This is a genomic window from Nonomuraea sp. NPDC005650 (genome assembly GCF_040605375.1).
GTDB lineage: Bacteria > Actinomycetota > Actinomycetes > Streptosporangiales > Streptosporangiaceae > Nonomuraea.
On sequence record NZ_JBEXCR010000007.1, the window covers coordinates 368,780 to 393,061 of the forward strand.

Annotated in this window: 23 protein-coding genes; 9 read left to right on the forward strand and 14 right to left on the reverse strand. The window is 64.2% G+C overall.

The window, feature by feature from the left end; all coding sequences use genetic code 11:
- Positions 1 to 153: 153 nt before the first annotated feature.
- From ABZS69_RS15105 to ABZS69_RS15115, 3 genes are all read right to left on the reverse strand, one after another.
- Positions 154 to 870 carry a type II toxin-antitoxin system prevent-host-death family antitoxin gene (locus tag ABZS69_RS15105; RefSeq protein WP_355371567.1) on the reverse strand — a complete coding sequence of 239 codons (717 nt, stop codon included), beginning with the start codon at positions 868 to 870 and terminating at the stop codon, positions 154 to 156.
- 998 nt (positions 871 to 1,868) lie between these two features.
- Positions 1,869 to 3,431: an ISL3 family transposase gene (locus tag ABZS69_RS15110; RefSeq protein WP_355371644.1), complete on the reverse strand. Its 1,563-nt coding sequence runs from the start codon at positions 3,429 to 3,431 to the stop codon at positions 1,869 to 1,871.
- A 1,415-nt stretch (positions 3,432 to 4,846) separates the two neighbouring features.
- Positions 4,847 to 5,254 (reverse strand): ATP-binding protein, encoded by a 408-nt coding sequence (locus tag ABZS69_RS15115; protein WP_355371647.1) that lies wholly within the window; start codon positions 5,252 to 5,254, stop codon positions 4,847 to 4,849.
- A gap of 530 nt (positions 5,255 to 5,784) precedes the next feature.
- Here ABZS69_RS15115 and ABZS69_RS15120 point away from each other — a divergent pair.
- The 3 genes from ABZS69_RS15120 to ABZS69_RS15130 all read left to right on the forward strand — a co-directional run bounded on the left by ABZS69_RS15120 (position 5,785) and on the right by ABZS69_RS15130 (position 7,876).
- Entirely contained in the window at positions 5,785 to 6,633 is an 849-nt protein-coding gene (locus ABZS69_RS15120; protein ID WP_355371570.1) for a helix-turn-helix transcriptional regulator, read from the forward strand.
- A 12-nt stretch (positions 6,634 to 6,645) separates the two neighbouring features.
- Positions 6,646 to 6,849, forward strand: coding sequence for a DUF397 domain-containing protein (locus tag ABZS69_RS15125; RefSeq protein WP_355371572.1), 204 nt, complete (start codon positions 6,646 to 6,648; stop codon positions 6,847 to 6,849).
- Between the two features lie 397 nt (positions 6,850 to 7,246).
- Complete coding sequence (locus tag ABZS69_RS15130) at positions 7,247 to 7,876, forward strand: SLATT domain-containing protein (RefSeq protein WP_355371575.1); 630 nt, start codon at positions 7,247 to 7,249, stop codon at positions 7,874 to 7,876.
- Here ABZS69_RS15130 and ABZS69_RS15135 read toward each other — a convergent pair.
- The 4 genes from ABZS69_RS15135 to ABZS69_RS15150 form a co-directional block, all read right to left on the reverse strand.
- Positions 7,843 to 8,919, reverse strand: a complete 1,077-nt coding sequence (locus ABZS69_RS15135) for a hypothetical protein (protein WP_355371578.1) — start codon at positions 8,917 to 8,919, stop codon at positions 7,843 to 7,845. The genes ABZS69_RS15130 and ABZS69_RS15135 overlap by 34 nt on opposite strands.
- Before the next feature lie 398 nt (positions 8,920 to 9,317).
- Entirely contained in the window at positions 9,318 to 9,446 is a 129-nt protein-coding gene (locus tag ABZS69_RS15140) for a hypothetical protein (protein ID WP_355371581.1), read from the reverse strand.
- Positions 9,447 to 9,979: 533 nt separating this feature from the next.
- Positions 9,980 to 11,128, reverse strand: coding sequence for a pentapeptide repeat-containing protein (locus tag ABZS69_RS15145; RefSeq protein WP_355371583.1), 1,149 nt, complete (start codon positions 11,126 to 11,128; stop codon positions 9,980 to 9,982).
- Between the two features lie 234 nt (positions 11,129 to 11,362).
- The gene (locus tag ABZS69_RS15150; protein ID WP_355371586.1) at positions 11,363 to 11,560 is read right to left on the reverse strand and encodes a hypothetical protein; all 198 of its coding nucleotides are present in this window, start codon (positions 11,558 to 11,560) and stop codon (positions 11,363 to 11,365) included.
- A 1,973-nt stretch (positions 11,561 to 13,533) separates the two neighbouring features.
- Here ABZS69_RS15150 and ABZS69_RS15155 point away from each other — a divergent pair.
- On the forward strand, positions 13,534 to 14,397 hold the full coding sequence (locus ABZS69_RS15155; RefSeq protein ID WP_355371588.1) for a pentapeptide repeat-containing protein: 864 nt from the start codon (positions 13,534 to 13,536) through the stop codon (positions 14,395 to 14,397).
- A 738-nt stretch (positions 14,398 to 15,135) separates the two neighbouring features.
- On the opposite strand, the gene ABZS69_RS15160 is transcribed toward ABZS69_RS15155, so the two are convergent.
- Positions 15,136 to 15,759, reverse strand: a complete 624-nt coding sequence (locus ABZS69_RS15160; RefSeq protein WP_355371591.1) for a ribonuclease D — start codon at positions 15,757 to 15,759, stop codon at positions 15,136 to 15,138.
- A 9-nt stretch (positions 15,760 to 15,768) separates the two neighbouring features.
- On the reverse strand, positions 15,769 to 16,563 hold the full coding sequence (locus ABZS69_RS15165; RefSeq protein WP_355371594.1) for a hypothetical protein: 795 nt from the start codon (positions 16,561 to 16,563) through the stop codon (positions 15,769 to 15,771).
- Between the two features lie 308 nt (positions 16,564 to 16,871).
- Between ABZS69_RS15165 and ABZS69_RS15170 the strand changes: the two genes are divergently transcribed.
- Complete coding sequence (locus tag ABZS69_RS15170) at positions 16,872 to 17,705, forward strand: hypothetical protein (protein WP_355371596.1); 834 nt, start codon at positions 16,872 to 16,874, stop codon at positions 17,703 to 17,705.
- A 30-nt stretch (positions 17,706 to 17,735) separates the two neighbouring features.
- On the opposite strand, the gene ABZS69_RS15175 is transcribed toward ABZS69_RS15170, so the two are convergent.
- On the reverse strand, positions 17,736 to 18,209 hold the full coding sequence (locus ABZS69_RS15175; protein WP_355371599.1) for a VOC family protein: 474 nt from the start codon (positions 18,207 to 18,209) through the stop codon (positions 17,736 to 17,738).
- 63 nt (positions 18,210 to 18,272) lie between these two features.
- Here ABZS69_RS15175 and ABZS69_RS15180 point away from each other — a divergent pair, with 63 nt between their 5' ends.
- Entirely contained in the window at positions 18,273 to 19,241 is a 969-nt protein-coding gene (locus tag ABZS69_RS15180; protein WP_355371601.1) for a YafY family protein, read from the forward strand.
- A 50-nt stretch (positions 19,242 to 19,291) separates the two neighbouring features.
- Positions 19,292 to 19,432 (forward strand): hypothetical protein, encoded by a 141-nt coding sequence (locus ABZS69_RS15185; protein WP_355371604.1) that lies wholly within the window; start codon positions 19,292 to 19,294, stop codon positions 19,430 to 19,432.
- A gap of 266 nt (positions 19,433 to 19,698) precedes the next feature.
- On the opposite strand, the gene ABZS69_RS15190 is transcribed toward ABZS69_RS15185, so the two are convergent.
- The gene (locus ABZS69_RS15190; RefSeq protein ID WP_355371606.1) at positions 19,699 to 19,971 is read right to left on the reverse strand and encodes a hypothetical protein; all 273 of its coding nucleotides are present in this window, start codon (positions 19,969 to 19,971) and stop codon (positions 19,699 to 19,701) included.
- Between the two features lie 295 nt (positions 19,972 to 20,266).
- On the opposite strand from ABZS69_RS15190, the gene ABZS69_RS15195 reads away from it, so the two are divergent.
- Entirely contained in the window at positions 20,267 to 21,010 is a 744-nt protein-coding gene (locus ABZS69_RS15195; protein WP_355371609.1) for a DUF2637 domain-containing protein, read from the forward strand.
- A gap of 206 nt (positions 21,011 to 21,216) precedes the next feature.
- Here the strand turns inward: ABZS69_RS15195 and ABZS69_RS15200 are convergent, their stop codons facing one another.
- Positions 21,217 to 22,029: a class I SAM-dependent methyltransferase gene (locus ABZS69_RS15200; protein ID WP_355371611.1), complete on the reverse strand. Its 813-nt coding sequence runs from the start codon at positions 22,027 to 22,029 to the stop codon at positions 21,217 to 21,219.
- A 120-nt stretch (positions 22,030 to 22,149) separates the two neighbouring features.
- Here ABZS69_RS15200 and ABZS69_RS15205 point away from each other — a divergent pair, with 120 nt between their 5' ends.
- Positions 22,150 to 22,764, forward strand: a complete 615-nt coding sequence (locus ABZS69_RS15205) for a TetR/AcrR family transcriptional regulator (protein ID WP_355371613.1) — start codon at positions 22,150 to 22,152, stop codon at positions 22,762 to 22,764.
- A 120-nt stretch (positions 22,765 to 22,884) separates the two neighbouring features.
- On the opposite strand, the gene ABZS69_RS15210 is transcribed toward ABZS69_RS15205, so the two are convergent.
- Together ABZS69_RS15210 and ABZS69_RS15215 are read right to left on the reverse strand one after the other, a co-directional pair.
- Entirely contained in the window at positions 22,885 to 23,262 is a 378-nt protein-coding gene (locus ABZS69_RS15210) for a VOC family protein (RefSeq protein ID WP_355371616.1), read from the reverse strand.
- A gap of 144 nt (positions 23,263 to 23,406) precedes the next feature.
- Positions 23,407 to 24,075 carry a DNA alkylation repair protein gene (locus ABZS69_RS15215; protein ID WP_355371619.1) on the reverse strand — a complete coding sequence of 223 codons (669 nt, stop codon included), beginning with the start codon at positions 24,073 to 24,075 and terminating at the stop codon, positions 23,407 to 23,409.
- Positions 24,076 to 24,282: the final 207 nt, after the last annotated feature.

Below are 24,282 nucleotides of genomic sequence, written 5' to 3' on the forward strand. Positions count from 1 at the left end.
ACGTCTGTTCACTGTCGTTCGGGGTTGAAACGATGATTTAAACAACCGAAGCGGTTAGGATGCGGGAGCCAATTCCAGCGAAACGCTGGTCAGAAGATGTCTCGACAGCTTCGCGGCGCAGCAATCAGCATCCGGCGCCAGAGGCGATGCGGCTCATCCGTCGGGTGAAGCGACCTCAGCGACAGTCTCTACCGCCGAGTAGACAGCTTCTTCAATAAAGTCTTGTCCGAATAGCTCACGAAGCGCATCAGCTAGCAGATAGCACCCAAGCATCCACGCCGTCCGCTCTACTTCATCAACTTTGACCGGGAGCCTATTTCTCCATACGGCGGGATGCTGACCAAGGTGAGCTGCGACCATCGATCCAGAAAATATCGGGACAACTGCAGAGTCCGCACCCCACGACGGCAATACCCGAGAGATCATCAGGGTCACTCTCGCGTATATCTGATCCAAGTGCTCTCGTTCCTCGCCTTCATCTTCGTCTTTCGAAGGCGCAGGGAACATATACCAAGCAATGGTCGCTAGGCCCCCGAGAAAATCCGCTTGACTGATTCCGGAATACTGCGAAACCTGTTTCAACCGCTCCTGATCGATTTTGCCACTCAGTGATCCTAAAAGGAAGCCCGCAGCGGCCTCAACGTTTCCCGGTATCGATATTGGCTCATCGGAATCCTCATCCAACACATCGTCAGGTGTCAGTAGGGGATCGACCTTTCGTATCGCCGCTACTCGTCGACCGTGTTTAGTCAGGAAGACGGGAACGTTTTCATAACACACCTTGTCCACGAGTTGACCGAGAGAAGCCCTGGCATCCCGAAGCCCAACGTCCAATGCCTGATGGCCTGTACCAGGCTCCTGAGCGCTCATGGCCGCTCAACATACAGGGTGTACACCGTGTACACAATGGACTTGGACCCGCCGATGCCCCATCTCTACAGTGGCTCGCATGAAGCTGGCGACAAGGAGGTGATCATCATTGGACTGGCTTACATGCTTGGTAAAGGAGGCAGGGCGGACGATCCGGACATCCTTGGACAGTTGGCCACGGACCGCCCGCCTGTGCGCCATCACAACAGTCGTTGTGATAGGTGCTGCGATCTTGTTGCACGCTCGTTAGGTGCAGCAATTTCCCCAGCACTTTAACGTGATGTGGCTGCAACACTGAAGTTTGGTGCTGCAGCCATCTAACGAGAAGGCATGGCGAGGGCCCGCGAGTACTTCGCGACCATAGGGCGGCCGGTGCACCCATAATAGGAGCGGGTGAGAGGCGGAGAGAACGCACGCCAGGCGGAGGAGAAGCGAGTCCTGGCCCTCACCACTCCGCACGACCCGCCGGATGGTCAATCGGACGAGCGGGTCCCTCCGCAGAGGCTCTCCGGCATGATCGTGGACCATGTGTGGACCATCCATCGCCCGATCTAGCGCTGTCCATGCATAGTGCCTGGTCAGAAACGTGTCCGCCTACAAACACGCAATCCCCTCCGGAGCCGGGTGCGTAGGTTCGAATCCTACAGGGGGCACTCGAGATCTACATCGTAAGATGCGCCAGGACCTGCGGAAACGCAGGTCCTTCTGCGTTCCGGGGTGTGCCACCCGATGCCGCCGATGGCAAGCATGTGCCCATGATCACGTACGAGGAGCGTACGGATCTTAGGCGCCACTCGATGCCGCTGCAGGGCAGCCTGACCGCCCTCCGCGATGTGGCGGCCGGTTAGTGCCTCCGTAACCGAAGGTGTGTCGGAGGCGGTGCCCACCGATGATGCTGATGGTGACAAGATCCCGCACAGGTCCTTGCGATCATGTAGACGAGAACGCCCCCCGCTGTCCGTGGCCATGTAAAAGTGGGTCTGGCCCACTTTCCGTGATCAGTAGCCGTGCAGGACACGGACACGGACGCGGAGAAGGTCGGGGTTGGCTCGCCCGTACATGATCCGTTTGATCATCTTGATGCGGTTCACGTTGCCTTCCACGGCCCCGGAGCTGTAGGGCAGGGTGAGTCCGGCCTTGACCGCCGCCCAGTCCCGGCGAAGACCGGCGACGAAGTCGCGTAGTTCCCGTGCCGGGCTGGCCTCCGCTCGCGCCGCCCAGCCTTCCAGGTCCTGCTCGCCGCGACGGTGGACGAGCATCTCGGCGAACTGGCGCGTCAATTCGGTGACCGAGGCGAGTTCTGGGCAACGGGCGGTGATCTGTTCGAGCTTGGCCAGGTCTTCGGTGGCGACCTTGCTGGGTGGCTGGACGATCCAGCCGGTGACTTCCCGGATCTTGGGCGCGGGCGGCGTTGCGGGTTTGACGGTTGTCGAGCGGAGCTTGGCGGTGAGGCGTCGGAGCGTGCGGGCGCTGCCCAAGTAGCCACGTTCGCGCAGTTCAGTCAGGAGTTGATCGGTGCTGCGGCAGCCTTGCTCCCAGCGGTGCTGCAGGTAGGGAACATGGGCATCGAGGATCGTCCGGTATGGTGCGCGCTCATCGCTGATGAGGTCATCGGCGCTGGCTGCGGTGGCGTAGCGGCGCACGGTCTTGCGATCTAGCCGCAGCTCGCGGCTGATCTGAGTGATATTCGCCCCCTGGGCGAGGGCCTGGTGGATCTCGGCGTGCCGTGCCCTGATGCGGGCTGCCGAAGGGCTTTCCTCGCGGGCCGACTCCAGGGCAGCAGGAGGATCGACGATCTCGGGCTTGGCCGGTTCACGCAGGCGCGCGCGGTGCCGGGACACGGCCCGCTGGACCGCGCCGGACAGATTGTGGAGCAGATGCCAGCGGTCGGCCACTTGCACCGCCAGCGGGGCGCCGCGCCGCGCGCCAGCCCGGTCCCGGCAGATCACTTCGACCCCGGGATGGGCCTCCAGCCAGGCCGCGAACGAGTCCGCCGAGCGATCCGGCAGCAGGTCGACCACATGGCCGCCCTCCACATCGACCAGCACCGTCCCGTAGGTGTGGCCCTTGCGCCAGGCGAACTCATCGACCCCCAGCACCCGCGGAGTCGCCACCTGCGGATCAGGCAAGCTCCGCAACAGCCGCAGCAGCGTCGAACGGCCCACCGCACAGGCCAGACGGGCGGTATGACGGGCACCGGGCCGACCACCCAAAGCCAACGCCACCATCCGCAGCATCGACAACAGCCCCGCCGCGCGCCGGCCGTGCCTGCTGGTCAGACCGAGAACCTGCTCAGCGAAGGTCCGCTTGTCACAGGCGGTGTTGTCGCAAAAGAAGCGGCGCACCCGCGCCTGGAGCAGCACCTCCTGCCCGGCCACCGGCAGATCCGACAGGAACCGCTCATAGCGGCTATGAACCCGCACCGACTCACAGCCACAGGCCGGACATTCACCCTTCGGCTGCGTCGTCGCGGCCTTCACCCGCACGGTCGCGCCCATCCGATGCACCCGCTCGATACGAACGGCGGCAAGATGCGGGAACACGACCGCCAACAGCTCCATGATCGACACAGAGCAGCGTCCCGACACCGGCACCGGCCCGCATCCGGTTCGACATGATTGTGATCTCGAATGGACGGCTGATCACGAAAAGTGGGCCAGACCCAGAATTCGGCCGTCGTTGACACGGCGAGCCGAGAATGATCGTGATCATCGGTCATGCCGCGTAAACCGCAGAACCCGCGCTACGCCACTCGGAGCACATCAGTGCCTTCGATCAACGGTCCGAAGGCAAGTCCCGCACTATGCCGCAGAAAGCCAGATTCCTGTCAGGGAGGAACAGGAGGTGGTCGGCGTCGGAATTCACATCAACAGCTTGGCCCGGCGTATTTCCGCAGGTAACGGAGGACGTTGCGGCGGCTCCGCTGCCAAGTGCATGCGTATGCGAGCTGTAGCAGAGTGTCCGCCACGAGTTCCGGCTTGACCCCGTTGGCGATCTCGTCGGCTTTCAGCTTAGGGAGCGGCTTTGCATGCCACCCGTCGAGGGGGTCATGCCAGACGTAGAAGCGTCTGAACGCGCCGCGAATGTCAGCGGGCAACGCGCTGAGCTTGGAGGCCATCTGCTACTTGATCTTCCGTCTTTGTCGTGGAGAGCGTCTGATGCTCTCTCATGCTCCGGGCGGCTGTTTCTGCGGATACTGCGGGATTGCGCGACCGTCGGCGTTGGCCGACGGCACCTGCGAAGACAGCGTGTGACCTGCTGCTCAGCTCTTGGAGCGCCATTCTGCGGATTGTGCGGATTCTGCTTCCGGAGCGGAGACCAGGACGCCTTCTCATGGTCCGGGTTGGCGGAGCCCATGGGCGTCGTCACAGACCACACCCTGGGTGCCCCTCAGTCTGGTGACTCGGGCGGCAACGCGTCCGCCGTCAGGCCGGCACAGTCGCGGCAGGCTCTTCGGGATGAGCCGGAGAACGGCACAGACCAGCCGGTGAAAGGTAGAGGGCGCACGAGTTCGCCGCAGAGACTCTTTTCCTCGCCCTCCCACACCGCGTGCTGGGCGATGCGCGAACCGCTACCGGTGAGGCCAGTGACTGGGCTGGCCTTTCGTCTCCGAGGACCGATCCCGGGACCCAGATGGGTCAGGTCATCCAAACCCACCGACCAGCGCCGCATACCCTGAGGGCACTCGGACCTTGGAGTATCGAGTTCCACCAAAGCGCACTTACCGAAGTGCAACAGTGTCACGATCGCCCCACACTCGCCGATCAGCGACTTGCATGCCCGAGTAACTGGTGGGCTGTGCTCCAGTCCCGTGATCTTCACTTGGCTACCTGGAGTCAAGGGGCCGCTCATGATCGACCATCAAAGGATGGAGCGATCCAATTCCCCCGCGCGCAGCCAGAGCCCTGCGATGTCCGACGCGGGCTGCCCTGACCGCTGGCCGGGCCTACCCCTCCGGCTCGCCAATGGAGAGCCATCACGTCTCGGCTTCGTCTAGGGAGACGCTCATAGTCGCGGCCAGGGCGTCTTCGGAGGTGAGCACCTCAGCCCACACGGCCTTCCACCTGAGAGGCTTCAGACGTATGCCCCACCGTTCGGACAGGAGCTCCACCAGGCGCAGTCCGCGACCGTGACATGCGTAGCCACTGACCGTTCGGGGACGGGGGAGAGTCGCGGATCCCTCATCGATCACTTCGATACGGACCAGCCCCGCCCTGACTTCGGTCACCTTGGTGGTGATCAGGCCGCCGGGACGTGCCGATCGCGTGTGCAAGACGGCGTTTCCCGCCAACTCGCTGGTCACGAGCTGTGCGTTGTCGATGTTGCGGTGCCCGCCACCGTCAGCACCCGTCCAACGAAGTGCCGAAGCAGTGGCACTGACCAGGGCTCCCCGGGGACGATCAACTCAGCGAGGAACCTGCTCACTGCGCCGCCTTCCAGAGCCGCTGGAATCCGGCATCGCTGATGTCCGCCCATCGCTCACGTCCGCGCCCCCAGGTGAAGACCCATTGCCCCTCTCGGACGGCGGCCCGCACCCGCAGTTCTTCTGAAGTGGAGGCGCGTGAGACGAGCACAAAGGGCTCATCTCGCTTCCGCAAGACGAGCGAGATCGAGGGGGCCACGCCGGCCTCTCGCATGGACCATGCCAGTTTCCCCAGGCAGACATACTGCTCCTCCTGAGGTGTACGTCGTCTTTGAGGTATTGGGACCTGTGATGTTCGCGCCCGGGGCCATCGCACGGGTTCATCCACCCTTCATCGCCAGAGATCGGGGGCATGCGTTGCGCAGCGGACAGACGATGAGGCGATCACCAATCGCTACGCCCCGACTACGCAAAGCCATCGTGCATGAGCATAACTGCAAATGCAATACTGCATCTGCACTCCGCGACCAAGGTCGGCTACGCTGTCCGACGTGGCACGCTATAAGGCCCCTACGACCCGCCTGAGGCGACTTGCTCTGCAATTGCGCCAGCTCAGGGAGGAAGCCGGCCTCAGTCATCAGCAGGTGGCCAATGAGACAGGACTGGTGGCGTCCACCCTGTTCCGCCTCGAAACGGCCAAGACCAAACCGCAACTCCGCACCCTGCGGACGCTCTGCGACCTCTACAGAACTTCGCCGGAACGCCGGGAAGAGTTGGAGGCCCTTCTCCGGGCGGCGTCAGAAGAGACTTGGCTGCAGCCCACTGCGGAATACCTGCCTGGTCCGTACGCTGCGTACATCGGCTTCGAGCGAGAGGCATCCGCCCTCCACAACTTCGAGCCCTCCTTCGTTCCCGGCCTGCTTCAAACGGAGGCGTACGCGAGCGCTGTCATCGCGGGCTCGGCGCCGAAAGCGTCTCCGGAAGAGGTGGATGGCCGAGTGGCGGCGAGGCTGAAGCGCCAGGAACTGCTGACGCAGCAGGAACCACTGACATTGGAAGCCGTCATCGATGAAGCGGTGCTGCACCGGCTGGTCGGAGGCAAGGCCGTCATGTGTGCGCAAGTGGAGTACCTGAGAGAGGCGTCGCGCCAGCCGAACATCAGACTGCAAGTCATCCCGTACGAGGCCGGGGCTCATCCCGGGATGCACGGTAGCTTCGCGATCCTGCGCTTCGAGGAAGCGCAGGACGTCGTCTACATCGAGTCGAGCACGAACGACCTCTTCTTGGAGAGTCAGGAAGATATCGGGCGATATAGCCTTATGTTCACAGACCTGCAGGAGCTGGCTCTTAGCCCAGAGGCGTCGGATGCTCTGTTGGCCAAAGTGCTGGAAGAGGACTGAGGGGAGGACCTAATGGAAGAGATAGACCTGACCGGAGCCGAATGGCGCAAGAGCAGCTTCAGTGGGGGCAACGGTCAGTGTGTCGAGGCTGCCGACCTTGGCACGCACATCGCGGTCCGACACAGCCTCGCTCCCGAGGGGCCGGTGGTGCTGTACACCCGCTCCGAGTGGGCAGCGTTCACTGCTGGTGTCCGCAACGGAGAGTTCGACTTCTGACGCTGGCCTTTAACCCGACCATCCCCCATCGGCTCGCCAATGACAGATTCACGCCTTGAAGTGTTGTTGACGAATTGGATTAGATGGTGCAACTTTGCGGGTTTCGGTAGCGATGGTGATCCGCTGAGTGCGGCGCCAAGGTGTCTAGCCGGCCTTGGGGAGGGTCAGGGTCGCCAAACCGGAGCCTGCATGAGTCGGGGCGGATATGAAGGAGACGGCTCCATCCGGCGGTGGCTTTGCCGCCGTGCCGTCTTCTGCCCCTGTGACCGGCCACTTCACTTCTGGCCACATGACCTCCGGCTGCAGCGACTACAGATGATCATGCGACGACTGATAGCGTCGAGATTGTCGATCCTGTGCGCTGGACCAGATCTTTCAGACCTGGAAGCGGGGGCGAATGACCGTGGACGTGACAGGCCCATCCTCGCACGATGCTGGAACTGGGGAACGTATCACCTCGAGTGACGAAGTTCGCCTCGATAGCCAGACAATCTGGCTTGACGCAAGCGTATTACTTAGTGCTTGGTTTCGTAGGGCGAGGGAGTCACAGCTATCGCACTACGCTGCAGCGGCGGACTGCGCCTCATCAAATCGGTGGCTTGGGATCCCGAGCGTGGTGTTTAGTGCCGCGGCGGGTACCACGCTCTTCGCCACGGCACAGAATCCAAACACATCAATGATGGTGCAGATCGCAGCAGGTTTCGTAGTACTTGTGGCTGGTGCCCTCAGCGCACTGCAGACCTTCCTAGGGCTCAGTGAGCGCGCAGACAAGCATCTTGCCACAGGGGCAGCGTACGGGGTGATCAGGCGGGAAATGGAGCAGCTGCAAGTGCTGCGGCCCGCACGGATCGAAGATCTTCGATCGGCCCTGGCCGACATTCGCCAAAGGTTGGACGATATCTCGGCTACGGCGCCGAACGTCCCTGGCCGGGTGTGGCGAAAGGCTCAGCGCGACATCGCGCACACCACCCGACCGGAGGGATTTACACCGGCCTATCTGAAGAACCAGCGCCGCATCCGTGAGTAGAGCCCAAGCTTAGAGACCGGCCCGCCCTGACTTTTCTGTACATCGTCGCTCTCTCGAGGTTTTCTACCGTAATACTCGACACTCTCATCGTACAGAGCTTTAATAATCTGCTGCACAGCAGGCTGCTCGATCATCTGGCGCCGGATCTGCTGCATGACTTCCTTCGCCTGATCCTGCCTGGTCCACATGCCCAGCAGTTGGCCGGCGTACTCGTCTGCGCATATCTCGAGAGCCTTGTCGCATCGAGCCAGTGCCTCATCATACCTGCTCAGGTTTGCGAGAATCACGCCGCTCCGGAGCAGCGCGAGTGTCACGCCTTGTGCTATACCGTCCTCGTATGCGTCAGAGATATAACGGTCTATCAGCTCGTCGAGCGCCAGCAGAGCCCTTTCGTCATCTCCCGCATCCCCGTAATTCAAGGATGCATCAAGAAGTCCCTGGAGATCGGCAGGGTACTCGGCTCGCTGGCTGATGGTGACGCCGGGAACCTCTGCCGCTATCTTGTGTGCGAGTGCTTGAAGCCATTGGTTGGCGTGATCGTGCATGTGGCGCTCATGCTCCACGGAGCTGACAGGCCTGCTTTTCACCACTAGTTCGCCCAGCTGGTCAACATTCGGGGGATGTGGGATGTTGGCGAACCTTTTGACCATTTCGTCGTACGCCTCCTGTCGCTCGGCGAGGGAGCGCTTCGCGTCTCGTTCTATCTCATAGAGATGATGGTTCTTCTGTGCGAGGTCTGCCGACTCCGGAGTATGGTATTGTATCTCGAATCTACGTGCATTTTTTGCTACAACAAAGACGCAGTTTACTCCCTTGTATGGGTTTCCGGAGACCCACCAGTTCCCCATATACTCTAGGCGGGCGTCGGTGTCTTCTTCCAGCATCTGTACGTGGGCTAGAACAAGGGAAACGAAGCCGTCGGCGGGCAATATTATCTGCCATGCATATAGGTCTGGCACAGCTTTGGTGACGCGGTCCACGAGTGCTAAGAACTCGGGTGAGAGCGCGTCATTTTCATGATCCATCTGTTCGTCGGGGCTCATGGATGCAATCTACCGAGGGTGGCGCAAGTGTGAGACCAGAAGGAGTGAATCATCCCAAGATATGTGGATAGGGTCTTGATCCTCTCCCTCGCCCGATGGATCGATCCCTTGACGCGAATCATGTCGGCCATCGTGATGTCCGGATGCGCAGCCGGAGGCCAAGAACTGCCGTGCGCCTAGGTGATCAATTCCGGGTGGGATCAGTGATTGGCTGACTGCCTGATCAGGGGCGGGGTCGGATGTCCGAGGTGCTTCCGCGCGTAGCGCAGCCAATCGGCCCTCGGAATGGGAGCCCGGCAGGGTTGGTGTCACCGCCAAGCAGATCAACTTACCTCGGACATTAGTGTCGATCTGGAAGGCCCGAGCACCCTTTCTGCTCCAAGCTGTTCGCCGCCAAGTCAGCCAAGCGCTGCCCGGGCTACGCCGACTTCGCCATCGCCGAACTGCTGCTTAATCGCGTACTGATAGAGGGCAAGAAGAGCATGGGCAGCTGCATAGATCACCTCGACTTTCGAGGTCAGGGACACCACTCAAGTCAACAGCGCCACTCGGCGACTCAAGGACACCGAGCCGGTCACCTTCGAGGAGGACGATATCTCTTGGTGCTACCTCCATGGCAAGGCCTGGTTAATGGCCCCGGGATCGGAGCGGTGAGGGGTGTACGTGGTCAAGGGCGATGTCGAACACCCTCGCTTAGGAAGCCGACTCGCGGGTGGGTGGGCGATTAGTCGGTCTGAGAGGCTCTGATGCATGATTACGTACTACTGGCGTGCACACGGCCGCTCCTAAGGAGCATTACTCCAGGTCAAAGGCGCGATTTCGACCGGCCTCCGGAGCCGGGTGCGTAGGTTCGAATCCTACAGGGGCACTCGATCTTGACCGGCGGTTTCGGCCGCTGACCAGGGTGAACATCGTAGGAACGGGCGGGCCTCCAGTCTCACGGGGTCCCGCCCGTTCTCGTTGTAGCTCGCTGGTTGTGGACCGACCGTGATCTTGCATTGCACCGTTGTTGCCGGCTACCTCCGCACGGCGAGAGAGGCACGGTGATCATCGGCAGGCGTTACGTGGGCTCGGGTGGCTGGCCGTTCTTGGCGGCTACCGTTGGGACGGCGAACTCGTCGTAGTCGCGGGGGCTGATGGGCGGAAGGTTCCGTCGGCGCGTTGGCTTGATACGTGAGGTGTCGAAGCCCTCGGGCCATTCGGTCTTCTCATCGAAGACCACTCGTTTCAGTGAGGCGCCTGCGAGGTCGGCACCGGTCAGCGCGGTCTCTCGGAGGTCGGCGTAGTCCATGCGAGCGCCGCGCAAGTTTGCGTTCCGCAGGTCGGCCCTGGTCAGATCCGTCCCACGGAGATCAACACCCTCCGCTATGGCCCCGCTCAGGACAGCGTCGCGCAGGTCGGCCTGGTAGAGAACGGCGTCGATGAGGTTCGCCCCCGCCAGTCGCACTCCGGAGAGATCCACTCGGGTCAGATCGGCTCCGATGAGGGAAGCCTTCGCCAGGTTGCTGAAGTGGAGATCCGCGTCCCGGAGCCGGGTAGAAGCGAGGTTGGCCTTGGGAAGGTCCAAACGGTCGAGATGGAGCACTTGATTTCGGACTGGGTCCCGGCGACCGAGCGCGATCAGCGCCGCGTGGACGTCGGGGGCGCGGAGGGAAAGGTTGACATCGCTGCCTAGCGGTGTGCTGTCCTGCCGCGCGTGCCCAATATTTCGTTGAGGGTCGCGGGTGCGGTTGCCGACGAACGAGGAGAGGATCTCCGAGATGGGCCGGCGGTCGGCCGGGGAGGTGCGGGAGATGCGTTCCAGGGCGTAGATGCCGCCGAGGCGGACGTCCAGGCTTGGATCACCCAGGTGGGTAATAGCAGCAGCGAAGGACTCGGTGGCCTGCCCGTGGCGGCTGAGCTTGAGCTGACGCCAGGTCAGATAGGCACCGATCAGGAGTACCAAACCGCCGACTCCTTGGAGCAGAGCGGTTCGGATGTCGTTCACTGCGGCAGCGTAGTCATCCGGCGGCTTGGCGGTGCCCAGATCCCATGCGAGGACATAGCGCGGAAGGAACAGGGCGCACGCCAGTGTGACGAGTCCTATGAGTGCGGTGAAGACGAAAGGCACCGATACCCGATATCGCCATGCGGTGCGTATCCGCGGGATCTTGTCCGTTCGCACGGGATGGCCGGGAAGGCGGGGTAAGCGATCTTCAAAGCGGCTCATGGACCAACCTGAGGGATCGGCGACGGAGCGGAGTTCCACTGTCTCGCGAGCATGGTCACATGGCCAAGACCGGGACTGCACGGTTCTCGGCCCGAGCGCAAAGCTTCAACCGCGACTGGTGCGACAGCTTCGAGCATACAAAATCGCAGATCAGAGGCGTGATAGATCGTCCGGATGACGCCTGATCACCGTGGCCGGCCCGCACCACTCGATCGCCGACCTCGAACCTGACGACTACGCCGAGACCATGGCCGCCTGAGACACCGCCGCCCTGGCCACCTGGAACCGCCACCTGTCCGCCTTGGCCTCCTTCACCACCACCTGGGCCCAGCGCCAGGACCTCCCGGCCACCAACCCCACCCGTCGGCTCCAGCGCCGCACCCCGCCCGGCGTGGCGACCTCCGGCCCACGCGCGCCCGCAGCCGCCGACATCTGCCCGACCACCGGGTGGGGCCAGCTGTCCTACCCGCGCGCCGAGTACCTGTTCGAGTCCGTTCCGCCGACCTCGACCCGCACAGCCAAGGCTGGACTCTGCACCAACTCCGTCATTCGGCGCTCCAACATCTGGCCCAGGCCGGACGCACCGCACCTGAGTTGCAGGCCAAAAGCCGCCACCGGCATTTGGCCAGCCTCGGCCGTCCGGGTGCCGGGTGCCGTCCGCGCCGCCGAGCACGTCGAGCAGCTGGTCCAGCAAGGCCCGCACCTGCTCCGGCGACTGGCCGTGCCGATCGAACCCGTCGTCGACCAACGCGATGAACGCCCCCCACTGCGCGAGCAGGCCCAGCTCCGCCGGCCCGGCCTGCGGGGCCAGCCATCCGGCCATGCGCCCCTGCCCCATCCGGGCCAGTCGCCGCATCTCCTCCTCGCCGGTGACCAGGTCGTGTCGCGCCGACCAGGAACGGGCCTGGAGTTCGGCAAAGCCCCAGTTCGGATTGCATATGGTAAGAATTTGACTACAGTTAGTAATCATCGCTGGCAGGATACCAAGACGGAGCAATCGGTCGGCGCGTTGGATGGCTGTCTGGGCTGTGCTGGGTTGGTTGGAGGGTCCCAAGACTGGAAGGCTGGGAGTCGTGCCCGCACCGAGACAGGCTTGCTGAAGTGCACGTTGAGCTGAGAATCGGCGGCTCCGAATGCCGGGGGATAGGAGGAGTGATCAACCGGTCTCAGGGGCTTTGATGCATGATCACGTACGAGCGGCGTACAGATGGTCGCTCGTACGGGGTGTTACCCCAGGTCGACGGCATGATTTCGGCCGGCCTCCGGAGCTGGGAGCGCAGGTTCGAATCCTGCGGGGGGCACTCGCGATCACCATCGCAAGATGGGCAAGGACCTGCGGAAACGCAGGTCCTTCTGCGTTCGAGGGGTGCCATCCGCGGCCGCCGATGGCAGGCATATGCCCGTGATCACGTACCAGACGCGTCCGATCATGGGGGCGTAGCCTTGTCTGCGCGCCAAGCTCAAGGAGGCGGGACGGTGAGTCTAGGCAGGCATCCGCGCCTGTCACAGTGGCAGGACACGTCGAACCCGGCTTCCTGGGGTCCGTCCAAGAACTCCACGATGACGTTCTTGAAACAGGCTCGCCATGATCCACGTCGGGTTGACGTACACGGCACCAGAGAGTTCGTGACCGTCGACTCCCTTGATCGTGGCGGACTCTCGTAGTAGCGCGCGATCTCGGCGTCGGGCAGCTCGGTGAGCAGGGCCGGCTGGACCAGGTAGTCGCGTTGATTGCCGTTGGCCGCCAGGAGACCCATCATTCCCAGCTTGGCCCGTTGATCATGCTCGGTGTCGGGCGGGAGTAAGCTTGCCCGCTCATGCGGCCGGGCCAGCTTCTCGTCGTTGCGCTACTCGGGGACCTTGAACACCCAGAACGTAGGCGCTGACGGAGGGGTAAGCGCACGAAAGCGACCACCTGCTCCGCTGCTTCGGTAACGGCTCCGGGGTGCCTGGGGCAGTACCATGCCATCCTCCAGAACGCTCGCCAGATGATCAACATTCAACAACACGAACTGGTGGCAGTGCCGGCGCAGCGAGGGTGCGGACAACGGCGGATCAGGGCCCGTTGACATTGGCGGCTCCAGATAGCGACTCGCCAACGGCCGTTTCGAAGCGAGAAGTGCTGTGAACGGACACCGGTTTCTCCAGGGGGTGGCCACGCCGTTCCTGCTGAGCGGCCAGCTGAAGTCCAGGTGGAAGGCCACTACATGTCCGGACGTGCGGCCGCATCGCACGTTCCCAGTGATCTTCGGTGATCGCGAGGCTTGAACAATGATCGACGTCAGCAGCACCAGCGCGATGGGTCGGGCGGGAGCTATCCCCGCTGAGCGTCCGATGGGGCGGGCGCTGTTTGCCTGCAGGGCTGTCGGGTTGTTCCGGCGCGGTGGTGCGGTCATGCTTCGGGGATGAAGCGACTGACTGTCTTGGTGCCTTTGATCGTGGTCGTGGCTGGTGCTCTGGCGGTCGCGTGCGTGGTGTTCGCGCCCGCCTGGATCATTAGCCATGATCTCGGAGTCGGCGGCCGGTCGGCGTTATCGGCGGTTGATCGGCTCAAGGCGGTCAACGATGTCCGTTCGACGCTGATGCAGGGGTTGGCCGCTGTTGTAGCCCTGGGCGGGATCGCGCTGGGCGCCGTGATGACCCTGCGGCAGATCAGGGTGCATCGGGAAGGACAGTTCATCGACCGGTTCACCAAGGCCATCGAGCAGCTGTCGGGTGATCACGTGGGGACGCGTATGGGGGGCGTCTATGCGCTGGAGCAGATCGCCGAGGTGGCCCCGCATTATCGCGGTCATATCGCAGCTCTGCTGGCCTCGTTCGTCAGGCAGCAGGCGCCGTGGCCGCCGTCGCGGCCGATGCAGGAGGTGGACGCTGAGCGGCAGCGTTACCACGGTGGGCTCCGTGATGACATCGGCGGTGCCATGGCGGCCCTCGGCCGACGTGCGATGATCCCGTCAGGCGTCGGCATCGAGCTGGAGAAGGTCGACTTGCGCGGTGCCGACCTGTCCGGGCAGGACCTGAGCGGGTTCTGCTTCGCCGATTCCAATCTCGACGACGCCATCCTGGCCGGATGTGATCTGTCGAATACGACCTTCACAGGGGCGAGCTTGAGGAACGCCGACCTGACCGGCGCGGTGCTCGTCGGAGCCGACTTCGCCGACTCCGGTCTCGAGGGCATCGCGGGCATCGGTGTGACCCCCGCGGAGTTGGACCTAGCTGCTGGTCACGCCACAACCCGAGCCGAGGGCCAGGCCGAGGCCCATCCATAGCCAGAACCCACCGGCCTGTGAAGTCCCGGTTCCCGACGGAGAGCGGCACGGTCGTAGGCTTCGGCATCCGCTGTACAGGCTGGAGCGCGCTTGCAGACCGAGCGTCGGCCTCCGCGATCCTGGTCTCAGGGGCCTGCCCCTAATGGCCGTCCATCTGGACTTCAGCTGGCGCTCAGCAGGCACGACGTGGCCATTTGCCGGGGAATGGCCTGTTCGCCCACCAGGGTTTTCACATGACCGCTGACAAGTGCCCTCGCAACAATCTTTCGAGCCCTCTCATCGGCACCGAAAATCAGGGCTCATAGGCCCGTTGATTGCCGTAGTTGGCAGTGCGTCGCCACAACGTAGCTACGACCCACCGCTAGCGGACGTTGCTCGGATGATCTCGGCTGCCGAGTCCCTGGGGCGCTAGCTCCGGAGCAGGCCGAGGAGTCGGCGCTCGGCCTGCTCCGCGGTGACTCCCGCAGGCAGGCCGCTCTCGTGCAGGGCGAGGCTGGGCCGTCAGCGCAGCGCTTTGATCACCAGCACCTGTAGGGCGACGAGCTCCGGGTCAGTCTTGGTGAGCTGCCGTTGACGAGTCTGTACGAGCTTGGCGAGCGACACGAGCTTCCCGTCATGCTCGACTTCGCGTCCGGCCCGCCATGTTCTTGTTTCGCGAGGAGCATTGTGGCGACGCAGACGTCTTTGAGCATCGTCCATAAGATTGACGGCGGCATCCGCAATCCAGGCGGGCGGGCTTCAATGCGCGAAGACGTCTGCGATACCTCTGATCTCCAATTGTACTTGAGTCGGCATAAAAGCCATGCACTTCCGGTATAAAGGCAGTAGATCGGCTCGCCCTAGGCGTGATTCAAGCGCTGTCCACAGATCCAATAGATGTCGAACATCCTGTGCGGCGTACTCTACTTGTTCGGCGGACAAAGATGGCGCTGTCCAATTGCTTGTCTGTTGCGCTTTGCTGATACTCACGCCCAGGTAGCGACTCAGTAGGGGTTTGAGGCTGTGTTGAGATCTCTCAACATCGGGATCCACCAGCCGTGAGGCGACCTTGGTGCATATTACAGATTCAGCGTCAACCCCCCAATGTGCGCGTAGGAAGCGCAGGTCGAACGGTGCATGGTGAAATACTTTTATGATGCTTCTGTCCTCCATCACTGCAATGAAATGCCGAGGAGGGATGGGTCGAACCTTGAGAACTACGGCCCCGACGTCAGGAGCGTATAGTTGAACCGTGGCAATTTTCTCGCGCTTCCAGTCGAGGCCGGATGTTTCGATATCGCAGGCCACTGCACCCGCATTTCGTAGAGCCGGCAACATGTCGGCCGGAAGGTCGCCTTCTACGAGGTTGGTCTGCGACAACATGACTCCTCCTTAGTTGACGAGCTTGCTTTGCTCCTCAATTGCCTCGAGCTCGTCGCGGATGAACCGATACAAGCTTCCGCCTGCCCGGCACACGACCGTCGGTACTTGCGATCGCTTACGACTGTGTGAGTACAGGGTCAGGATTGCCGTCTGGTCGAAGCGATAGCAGCTGAAGACGACATCGCCCCTTCTGTAATACACTTGAATCTTTGCCTTGCCTGCCGTGGCGAGGCCCACGAACTCCCGCCGGGATTCCTTGATGGCATTGACAAGGTCCGCGGCTTCCATGGAGAAGCGATCGGCGAGATGGGCGATGGTCACAGAGTCATCGGGGTCAGGTAGGTATACCCGAATCCTCGCATCCGCATTGCCCGCCAGAGCTCTAAGCCGGGACATTTGGGCGTTTCTCCATGTGCGCCCGTAAGCGACGAAGATATCTAGTTTTCGGACATTCCTGAAGAGGTCTTCCCAGTCTGGGTCTTCGACATAATTTGTCCCAATCCTCACAAGCCCGGCAGCCTCCACCTCTGTTGCAGTTCGAGCCGTTTCCAAGATCTCGCGGGAGAATGCGCGCCTGCCCCATAGGTCCCAGACGAGTGCCAGCCCCACCGACACGATGAGGGCAGATCCCAGGTTATTGAGGAGTGCCTTCCCGCCTTCCCACTCGAGGTCCAAGCCTCCGGCGTACAGTAGGACCCCTCCGACGACGGCGACCACGAACGAGATCAGTACAGTCTTGGCCGTGGTGAGCTGCCGATACGGCCTCTCGCGCGACATCCTGTTAATGGCCGCCTCCGTCTCCATGTCCAGCACGCTATGCTTCGCGACTGACATTTTTGGCCTCGGGGTTCCCGAGGGACTGCTTCCGTAGTGAACGTGGCACTCCGGGCATACCTCGGCAACCTACTTAGCTGGGGTGCCCCCATGCGTTGCCGAATTGTGTTTTTAGGATCAGGTGCCGCCGTACGTAATTGCACCTTTCGCCCACGAGATGGAGGTCAGCCTGCGGCTGCAGCGGCTCCAGGCGTGTGGAATGTCCGCGACTGCAGCACATTGCCGACGCTGATCTGCCGGGTTACGTTCGTGCCTGTGTGACCTGTAGTTTCGGCGAGGTGCGGCGTGGCACGAGGTTCTGGTTCGTCGGGTCTCATCGAGACTGGGAAGCCGAGCGGCGCAGGCAGGAACGCGCCGCTGAGCAAGCCCGGCAGAAGCGAGAACGAGAACGCAAGGCCCAGGGGCAACAGCGACTGCAAGCTGAAGCGGCCGCACGAGACGCCGAGGCAGCAGATCGCACCCGCCAGGTCGAAGCACGCGTCGAGGAGTTGGAAGCCCTTCTGCGTTCCTCTTTGACCAGGAACCCGAGGATCCGCTTTGCGGCCCTTCGCCGCAAACCGGAGGTTCCGCTGCTGGATCTAGGCCCACTTGCAAACCCCCTGGCCGCACCCGTGTGGCAACCGCCCCCGTCACCCGGATGGCTGCAGCGCAAGTTCGGAGGCGAACAGCGGTACGAGACGGCCCTTCGCCAAGCGGAAGCCGAACATCAATATCGCGAAACCCAGCGGCAGAAGGAGGTGGTCGAGCGCCGACGAGCTCATCAAGCGCGGGTTTCCGAGGCCGAGCGGGCAGCCGCCGAGCACAACGCGCTCGTTGATGCCATTGGGGCAGGACTACGGGTGGGCGGCCGGCACGCGGTCAGCGACTACATGGACATGGTCTTGCGGGCATCCCCTTATCCCGAGGGTTTCCCGACCGGGCGCAAGACCGGCTACGTCCCTGAGTCCTCGCTGCTCGCCGTCGAGTGGTGCTTGCCGCCGCCGGAGATCGTCCCTGAGAACAAGCTCTTCCGGCACATGATGGGAACGGGTCGCCCTGCACTCTCAGGGGTTCAATGTCCTGAGCCCGATCTCGATGAACCGCCGAGGGCGGCAGGCAGTTCCTCTACCTGATGCTCTTCCCCGCCCCGGCGATCATTCGGCTCATCGGCCGGGGAAGAAGTCCGCGCTCTGGACGTACTCCATGGCCTTCGTGAACACGGGGTCGCTCATGCGGCGCTCCATCTCTTCAGGCGAGACCTCCTCGACGCGGGACTGGATCCACCACAGGTTGCCGAACGGGTCGCGTACGCGCCCCACCCGGTCGCCCCAGAACAGGTGCGTGACCTCGGTCACCGACGTCCCGCCCGCCTCGACGGCGCGGCGGTGGGTGGCGTCGGCGTCGGGGACGTACAGGCGAAGGAAGGCCGGGGTGGGCGGCCAGTGGGAAGCCGCGTCGAACACCATCACCACCGCGTCGCCGATCCGCACCTCCGCGTGCTCGATGCGTCCCTCGTCATTGGCCAGCCTGGCCAGTTCGACGGCGTCGAACGCGGCCTTGAGGTAGTCGATGAGCCCTGCGGTGTCGTGTCCGATGATCCACGGCGTGACAGTGGTGTAGCCCTCTGGAATGTTCATGGCTGGAAGCTATTTCGGAAGTAGGTCAAATCTCGTCCTACATGCGCATCTACGCTGAGATTCATGACCGAGTCCCGGCTCCTGGCCCTGCTGTCGCTGCTCCAGACCTCGCGCGAGTGGCCGGGCGGCGAGCTGGCCGAGCGCCTCGGGGTCAGCCGCCGTACGGTCCGGCGCGACGTTGAGCGCCTGCGCGACCTCGGCTACCCGGTCGAGGCCACCATGGGCGCGGCCGGCGGATACCGGCTGGTCGCGGGCGCGGCAATGCCGCCGCTGCTGCTGGACGACGAGGAGGCGGTGGCCATCGCGGTCGGCCTGTCCACCGCCGCCAGGAACCCGGTCCAGGGCATCGAGGAGGCGTCGGTACGCGCCCTGGCCAAGCTGGAGCAGGTACTGCCGTCCCGCCTGCGCTACCGGGTCAGGTCACTGGGCGGCGCCACCGTCCCGCTGCCCGTGGAGGGCGGGCCGCAGGTCGATCCCGAGGGGCTCACCATGCTGGCGGCGGCCGTGGCGAACCGGGAACGAGTCCGATTCGGGTACCGGGCGAACGACGGTACGAGCAGCGAGCGGCTGGTCGACCCGTATCGCCTCGTCGTGGCCGGGCGGCGCTGGTACCTGCTGGGGCACGACCATGACCGCGACGACTGGCGGATCTTCCGCATCGACCGCATCGCCGATCTGCGGGCGACGGGCGCCAGGGTCGTGCCGCGTGAGCCGCCCTTCGGGGATGCCGCCGCGTACGTCGCCGAGAAGCTCTACTCGCTCGCTCTCACGTACGAGGCCGTCGTCACGCTGCAGACCCGGCCCACGGAGGTGATCAGGGCGCTGGGCGAGGTCGCGCCGATCGACGGGGGGCGCTGCCGGCTGCGCATGCACGGCGACACCCTGGACTGGCTCGCCTTCCGCCTGCTGGGTTTGGGGTGTGAGTTCGAGGTGCACGAGCCGAGCGAGCTCGCCGCGCACCTGCACGCGCTGGCCGCCCGCCTCACGCGAGCCGCAGGAACTCCGGCGCCGGAAGGCTCGCGATCTCCCTGAACTCCTCGGAGAACGCGTGCCGCGCCCCCTCGATCATTCGCGGCAGTGCGATGATCGCGCCCGGGCGGCTCTCGTTCATGGTGGGCGCGGGGTTGCCGCTGAGCACCGAGTTGCGCAAGACCTTCGTCGAGGTGGACGAGCCCGAGGTGAGCGCGGTCGTCGTTGCCGGCAACGACCGTTGGCCGGGCTGACCAGGGGCACGTGGTCACGTAGTTTGTCACCCAGCACCCCTCGGTCGCCTCGCTCGGCCGAGCTCTGGTCGGCAATGCCCTCTGACCAGCAGCTTTGGGAGCTTATTGCCCCTTTCGCCGGTGTCCCAGCGGTGCCCCAAGAACAGCTCGACCAGCGGCGGATCATTTTTTGTCGATCAGTTCGTAGCCGCCCTTGATCAGCGGCGCGTCGGCCGCGGGAGCCATGCACCTGCGGAGCTGACCGTCGCCGGGCTGGGGCCCGCCGCTCAGCCCGATCCGGCTGGGGGCCCCGTGGGCATGGATGCCCCGTTCGGATCGAACGTGGCATGGGCGTCCACCGTGACCTGGATGTCGTTGTCGGGCGCCGGAAAGTACATTCTGGCCCACCCCTTGAGGCGGGAGGTTTTCAGGGCGGACGGGCTCGGGGTGGGTGCGTCGTCCGCCGCCCAGGACGCGCCGGGGCTGGCGAACGCGAGGGTCGAGGCGAGGCCGACCGCGAAGGTCAGGCCCAGAACGGGCGCGCGGTGGGTCCGGTTCAACAGGGCGCACTCCGATCGAACGGGTCGTACTTACGAGGTTTTCGGCCGGCGCCCGGCCGCGATTCCCCTTTCGGAGGAGGCCTGTTCCCCCTTTTGGGTGAACCTGCGAACGGGGCTCGGCCGTGCCGCCGTACGGCATCCACCTGTTGACCGACGTCGGACCGCATAGAGGATCGCCTGCCTGTGACAGAAGTGACCGATGGGGACATAGCGAGACATCGGGCATGGCAACATTTCTGGAGTGAATTCGGTCAAGCAGGCGCCTCGGGGCGGGGATCGGCTGATCCGTGTCTCGATGACGGTCGTGGTGCTGGCGGTCGCGGCGGTGGCTGCGTGGGTGTCGTACTGGCATGCGGTGGCGGTGATCGAGAGGTACGGCGCCGAGGACGAGTTATCGGCGCATCTGGTCCCGGCGACGGTGGACGGCATGATCTACTCCTCCTCGATGGTGCTGCTGTGGTGTGCCCGTTACCGCCTGGCTGTGCCGGCGCTGGCCCGGTGGGCGCTGGCGCTGGGAGTCGCCGCGACGCTGGCGGCGAACATCTTGCACGGGATCGAGAAGGGACCCCTGGCTGCGGCGCTGGCCGCGTGGCCGGCGATCGCCTTGGTGATCTCGTACGAGTTGATCATGTGGGTGGTCCGCTCGGGTCGCGAGATCGCCGATCGCACGCATGACTCAGGGCAGCCGGAGCGAGCGCTCGCCGAGCCTGCGCCCGCGCCCGCGCCCGCGCCCCCGAGCGCCGCCTCGGATCAGGCGCCGCAGCCGGGACCGGTGGCGCAGGTCGAGCCGACACGGGAAACCGGCGAGCGCCGCCGGTCAGCGTCCGCCGAGCCCGAACCGGTGGTTGCGCAGGCGGGCCGAGACGCGCTGACGGGCGAGGTTCGGGAGGACGGCGACCGGAGAGCCCAGGTGGCGGCCCTGCTCGCTCAGGATCCGAACATGACCGGGACCGCGCTCGCCCGAGCGCTGGGGGTGCACGCGAGCACCGCGCGCAAATATCGCCGCGAAGCACTCAACGGGCACGACCGTTCCGCGTAGCGCCAGAACCGGGGCTCGGCGTGGGCAGGGGCATCGAACCGCAGACGGCGGGCTGGGCGATCGACGCCCTCTCGCGCTACGTCAGCGCCTACGCACTGGAGACCTCCCTGGTCGCGTAGCGGAAGAGCCAAAACGATGACGAACTGGTGCGGAGGTTCACCGCGTTGCCCGCCGACCGGTTCCTTCACCCGGCACTGCTGTCCGCGTCAGAAGCGGTAGCGCGCGATCACGGTGCCCAGCCTGGACAAGGACGTGCTGAGTGCGGTCAAGCGGGTCCACAGACGCAGGGCCGGCGGATACTGGGCGACCTCCGGCTCGCGGACGAGCATGATCTCCTCGATGAGCGTGAGCTTGGGATTCCAGCGCACGGGGTCCAGGCTGCCGAAGCCCGGGGACTTGAAGAGGGGGACCAGAAATCGGACGCTGGGGGCGAGTTTCGCAGCCCGTACCGTGAACTTGTTGTAGACGTTGAACACGATCTCCCCGCTGTGGAGATGGTCGGTGAGCCGCCGCAGCAGGGCGATCATGTCGGCTTCGGCGAGGAACGCCATCAGGCCGTCGGCGACGATCACGGCGGGGCGGTCGGCGGGGAGGCTCTCCAGCCAGGCCGGGTCGGTCAGGTCCGCGCCAATGGCGTGGACGTGCGGGCGGTCGGGGATTAGCTGCCGCCGGGCGGTGACGACGTGGGGGAAGTCGACGTCGTACCAGTCGACGGTGGGCGGCGGGTCGATGCGGAACGCCCGCGTGTCCAGCCCGGCGCCCAGGTCGACACCGATCGCGTCGGGATGGCGGGCGATGAACCGCTGCGCGATCTCATCCAGTTTCTTGGCCCGCTGGGCGACTTCGACGCAGGAGACCCTGGTCCAGCGGAGCTTGTCGTCGGTGTAGCCGGTTTTGCGAACGAGTTCGTCGGCCATCGTGTCCCCGAGGATCGGGTCCGGCAGACGGCTGTCGAACGCCCGGCCGGTCAGGGTGATCCACAGAGTTTCCTCCACCGGGGTCAGAGCGGGAAGTGTCATGAGAGTTTCCGTCCTGTCTGGGCCCGCGTACGGGTCGGCTCGTCGGTACCTGCGACTAAGCTACACCTGGACTAAAAGTAGTCCAAGTATACTCATATGCCAGGTGTAGGCTCTCTTGGCATGGCGGACGAGACGCGACGTGAGCGAAAGAAACTCCAGACGAGGCAACTGCTGGTCGACACGGCGCTCAGGCTGTTCGCCGAACAGGGATACGAGCAGACCACCATCGTGCAGATCACCCAGGCGGCCGACGTGGCCAAGAAGACGTTCTTCAACCACTTCCCCACGAAGGAAGACGTGCTGTTCGCCGACACCGACCAGTACGTCCAAGCGGCCGTCGAAGTGATCGGCGAACGAGCGCCGGAGGAACACGTCTCCGACGTAATACTCGAGATCTACGAACGAGTCTTCGCCCGGCGTCTGGCCGAAGGGCCGCTCTCCGGGGCTGGCGGGAATCTGAAGCACCTCGATGACACCGTCATGAAACTGCCTGCCGTGCAGGCCAAGGCCCTGCACGTGCAGTTCGACCTCCAGCAGGCGATCGCCGACGCGCTCCTGAAGGCCTACCCCCGCGTGCTCGACCCGGTTACCGCGGCTGCCGCTGTCGGATCCCTGATGGGGGCCGCTCAAGCCGCCGGCACCGTCAGCCTCCGCCAGGGCCCCTCGATGGAGGAGTACCTGACCTCGATCCGGCGCGCCCTCGACGTCGCCCTCCAGGGACTGCGCTCGTTGTAGACGGGCGCCCACCCATAAGATCGTCAGCCCTCATCGACAAGCAAGGACCTCGTCGAGGTGGCGCTCTGGCGGCGGTGATGCCGTGCGGGCTGTTCGCGGGGGTGCCGTGAGGTGTGGCCGTCAGAGTGGGGCGAGGCGGGTCCTGAGCAGGCAGAACTCGTTGCCTTCTGGATCGGCGAGGACATGCCAGGACTCCTCCCCGGTCTGGCCGACGTCGGCTCGGCGCGCCCCGAGCTTCAGGAGGCGTTCGAGCTCGGCGTCCTGGTCGCGGTCGGTGGCGTTGACGTCGATGTGCAGCCGGAGTGTCCCTTTCTGCGGCTCGTCGTGACGGCTGAGGATGATCGTCGGCTGCGGGCCGCCGAAACCTTCGCGCGGCCCTATCTCGATACTGTCCTCCTCGCGATCGAGCACTACGAAGTCCAGGACCTCGCACCAGAACCGCGCCAGCACCTCGGGGTCCTGGCAGTTGAGCACGAGCTCACTGATACGGCATGCCATTGACGAAACCTGCTCTCAGTGTGGGAACTGCCGGGGTGGCCGCGCGGATCGCATGGGCTCTCCCGCCGGACGAGGATCGTGGGTGGAGCGCAATCCTGATGGCTTACCCGGCCTGGCGGGCCGGGAGCCGATCGGCACGTTGTGCTAATCGTGCTGTCGGCGCACCATCTCGTTGATCCAGATCGGTGCGAACGGAGACGTGCAGCCCGCGGAAGTCGGGTAGTCCTTGAGCACCTCCAGACGCTCACCGATGTCGATGGCACGGGCGCGGTGCTCGGCGTGGTCGATCCCGATCTGAGCCAGGCAGTGGTTCATCGCCCACTGAAGGCGATCCGGGGCGTCCTTCATCTCCGCCTCGATGACGTCGAGCAGTCCTACGAGGTCGAGGCTCTCGGGCTTCTTCGTCACGCGTTCGGTGGTCAGCGCCCAGCCGGCACTCGCGACCGCTGGATCCGGATCGGCGAACCAGGCCAGGCGCAGTTCTTCGGAGTGCGGGTTCTTCTTCACCACGTAGTTCACGAGCCAGTCGTGCACCTTGGGTGTGCGCGCCTCGCGCAACATGACGTCCAACTCGTCACGCTCGAACGCCTTCGGGCGGCAGATCAGGATCGCCAGCAGTCTCGCCGCGGTGTCATCCGTCTCCCAGAGCCGGCACGCGAGTTCCTGCTGTGTCTTCAGCCGCTTCGCGATCGCGCGCAGCTTGCTGAGGTTCACGCCGTGATCGTCACCGTGTTTCTCGTTCACCTCGCGTGCCCTGGGGTCCTCGAGCTCGGCCAGTTCGGCCATCACCTCGGCCACCATCGTCTCGGCCACTTCTGCCTCCTGCCCATCACGTGCGAGATGCAGCCTACGACGGAAGTCGGCGGCGGGCATCGGCCAGGGGAAGTGAGCCGGTTCGGCCGGCCTGACCCCGGCACGCCGTCGTGTCCCCGGGGTCCGGGCGGGACCCCGGGTGACACGCTGCGGGTTGTGGGGGTCGGCATGTTGTCAGGCGGCGTCGAGGGCTTCGGTGATCTTGCG

Bases quoted from the DNA above. Each gene is read 5' to 3' on its own strand.
- ABZS69_RS15105 (WP_355371567.1), bottom strand. From the start codon at position 870: ATGAGCGCTCAGGAGCCTGGTACAGGCCATCAGGCATTGGACGTTGGG.
- ABZS69_RS15110 (WP_355371644.1), bottom strand. From the start codon at position 3,431: ATGGAGCTGTTGGCGGTCGTGTTCCCGCATCTTGCCGCCGTTCGTATC.
- ABZS69_RS15125 (WP_355371572.1), top strand. From the start codon at position 6,646: ATGGAAGAGATAGACCTGACCGGAGCCGAATGGCGCAAGAGCAGCTTC.
- ABZS69_RS15130 (WP_355371575.1), top strand. From the start codon at position 7,247: ATGACCGTGGACGTGACAGGCCCATCCTCGCACGATGCTGGAACTGGG.
- ABZS69_RS15135 (WP_355371578.1), bottom strand. From the start codon at position 8,919: ATGAGCCCCGACGAACAGATGGATCATGAAAATGACGCGCTCTCACCC.
- ABZS69_RS15145 (WP_355371583.1), bottom strand. From the start codon at position 11,128: ATGAGCCGCTTTGAAGATCGCTTACCCCGCCTTCCCGGCCATCCCGTG.
- ABZS69_RS15150 (WP_355371586.1), bottom strand. From the start codon at position 11,560: ATGTCGGCGGCTGCGGGCGCGCGTGGGCCGGAGGTCGCCACGCCGGGC.
- ABZS69_RS15155 (WP_355371588.1), top strand. From the start codon at position 13,534: ATGAAGCGACTGACTGTCTTGGTGCCTTTGATCGTGGTCGTGGCTGGT.
- ABZS69_RS15160 (WP_355371591.1), bottom strand. From the start codon at position 15,759: ATGTTGTCGCAGACCAACCTCGTAGAAGGCGACCTTCCGGCCGACATG.
- ABZS69_RS15165 (WP_355371594.1), bottom strand. From the start codon at position 16,563: ATGGAGACGGAGGCGGCCATTAACAGGATGTCGCGCGAGAGGCCGTAT.
- ABZS69_RS15175 (WP_355371599.1), bottom strand. From the start codon at position 18,209: ATGAACATTCCAGAGGGCTACACCACTGTCACGCCGTGGATCATCGGA.
- ABZS69_RS15180 (WP_355371601.1), top strand. From the start codon at position 18,273: ATGACCGAGTCCCGGCTCCTGGCCCTGCTGTCGCTGCTCCAGACCTCG.
- ABZS69_RS15185 (WP_355371604.1), top strand. From the start codon at position 19,292: ATGATCGCGCCCGGGCGGCTCTCGTTCATGGTGGGCGCGGGGTTGCCG.
- ABZS69_RS15195 (WP_355371609.1), top strand. From the start codon at position 20,267: ATGACGGTCGTGGTGCTGGCGGTCGCGGCGGTGGCTGCGTGGGTGTCG.
- ABZS69_RS15200 (WP_355371611.1), bottom strand. From the start codon at position 22,029: ATGACACTTCCCGCTCTGACCCCGGTGGAGGAAACTCTGTGGATCACC.
- ABZS69_RS15205 (WP_355371613.1), top strand. From the start codon at position 22,150: ATGGCGGACGAGACGCGACGTGAGCGAAAGAAACTCCAGACGAGGCAA.
- ABZS69_RS15210 (WP_355371616.1), bottom strand. From the start codon at position 23,262: ATGGCATGCCGTATCAGTGAGCTCGTGCTCAACTGCCAGGACCCCGAG.